This is a genomic window from Candidatus Aminicenantes bacterium, assembly GCA_026393795.1.
Classification (GTDB): Bacteria; Acidobacteriota; Aminicenantia; order UBA2199; family UBA2199; genus UBA2199.
This window is the reverse complement of sequence record JAPKZL010000137.1, coordinates 1-1,989: the sequence shown is the minus strand read 5'-3', so window position 1 is coordinate 1,989 and position 1,989 is coordinate 1. Positions and strand designations below refer to the sequence as shown.

Genomic DNA, 1,989 nt, shown 5'->3' with positions numbered 1-1,989 from the left:
ATTGTGCGTTTAAGTTCCATGGCAGCCACGGCTTTGCTCCTCTATTTTTTTTCAACGCTGCCCGGAGCTTGTGTCGGCGCCGCTGCCCTTTCCGCCGGTGTTGTCCTGGAGGCCGTGGCCAGCCGCTTTATGGCCAAAGGCGTGGTAAAAAGATTGCTGGGCGAGGCTGCGGAGAGCGAGTCCGGGAAACCAGTTCTCAGTTATCGTTCCATTGCCGGTTTTTATTTTCCCCTGGCCATGACCTCTGTTTTGGCCCTGGCCATCTACCCGCTGATATCTTTTTTCATGGGTCAAAGCCGTTTGCCCATTGAATCGCTGGCCGTACTGCCGGTGCTAAACGCCCTGACTTTTATTTTTCGCAGCGCCGGACTCTCCTTTCAGGAAGCAGCCATCGCTTTGTTGGGTCATGGTGAAAACAGTTATCGCAAGCTGCGGTCTTTCGCCCTGCTGCTGGGGATTGCGGCTTCGCTTTTATTGGGTTTTATTTCGTTCACTCCAGCTGCCTTTTTATGGTTTCACCATGTTTCGGGATTGACATTGGAATTGACCAGTCTGGCCATTTTTCCCATTCGCATCATGAGTGTTTTGCCGGCCCTGGAAGTGCTGCTGGCTCTCCAGCGTTCCTTGCTGATCAAGGCCAAAAATACCCGGCCGGTAACCATGGCCACAGCTATCGAAGTGACGGTGATCGCCGGGGTATTGCTGCTGGCAATATCCTGGGGGCATATGATCGGGGTAATGGCCGCAGCTCTGGCCGCGGTCAGCGGCCGCCTCTGCGCCAACACCTATCTCTTTCTGACTTGCCGGGAATTGAAACGATCCCTGGGCCTTGGGCTCGAACCATGAATGCGTGTCATCAGGCCGAATGTTTCTGTGGTGGCGGCTATTGATGCTACGTGCGACTGATCATTGACATTTCATGAGAATTTATGCAAAATATATTTTAAGGGGAAACGATTTCCCGTCAATTAAACAAGTTTATCATTCTGGAGGTTAGAAAGTGAAAAAATGGAAATTTGACACAATCGCTCTTCATGGGGCTTTCCAAGGCATGAAGCCCAACACAATGACTGTGCCGATCTACCAGAGTCTTGCTTACCCGTTCGACGATGTGCAGCAGGGCGCGGACGCCTATGCTGCAGCCAAGGAGGGGCTGTTCTGCTATGGCCGTTGGGACAACCCCACGGTGGATGTATTTGAGAAGCGCATCGCCATGCTTGAAGGCGGGGAAGCGGCGTTGGCTACCTCATCGGGCATGGCTGCGATCCACCTGATCACCCACCACCTCTGCTCCCACGGCGACGAAATCGTGTCCTCGAACCGCGTCTATGGCGGCACTTTCGTCTTATACGAGGCCGGGCTCGCCAAAACAGGGGTAAAGGTCCACTGGATCACCGAACCGACCGATTTGGCTGCGTGGGAAAAAGCGATCACGGCCAAGACCCAGTTTCTTTACGTGGAATCGCCGAGCAATCCATCCTTGAGCGTCGCGGACATACCCGAGCTGGCGAAGCTGGCCCATGCGCATAAAATTCCCCTTATTGTGGACAACACGATCTGCTCGCCCGCGCTGCAGCAGCCGTTTGCACTGGGCGCGGATATCATCATCCATTCAGCGAGCAAGTACCTTTCCGGCAATGCGACGAGCCTTTCGGGCGTCGTGATTGGCTCAAAGCAGCTTATCCGTGATTTGCGCAAGGGCCCAATGCGCTACCTGGGTGCGGCGCTGTCACCGTTCAATGCCTGGCTTCTGCTCTTGAGCATGGAAACGCTGTCGTTGCGCATGGAGCGCCATTCGGCGAACGCCCTCGCTCTGGCGAAATTTCTCGAGGGCCATGATAAAATCGCTTCCGTAAACTATCCCGGACTTGAGAGCCATAAAGGATACTATCTAGCCAAGAAACAAATGAAGGCGTGCAGCGCGCTCCTTTCATTTATCCTCAAGGGAACGTACAACGACGCGGTAAAGATCATCGAGAGCCTCGGGCT

Annotated in this window: 2 protein-coding genes; both read left to right on the top strand. The window is 54.2% G+C overall.

What is annotated here, in order from left to right:
* The coding region (locus tag NTW95_06440; GenBank protein ID MCX6557058.1) for a hypothetical protein at positions 1 to 846 on the top strand (846 nt) is incomplete at its 5' end.
* A gap of 154 nt (positions 847 to 1,000) precedes the next feature.
* The coding region (locus NTW95_06435) for an aminotransferase class I/II-fold pyridoxal phosphate-dependent enzyme (GenBank protein ID MCX6557057.1) at positions 1,001 to 1,989 on the top strand (989 nt) is incomplete at its 3' end.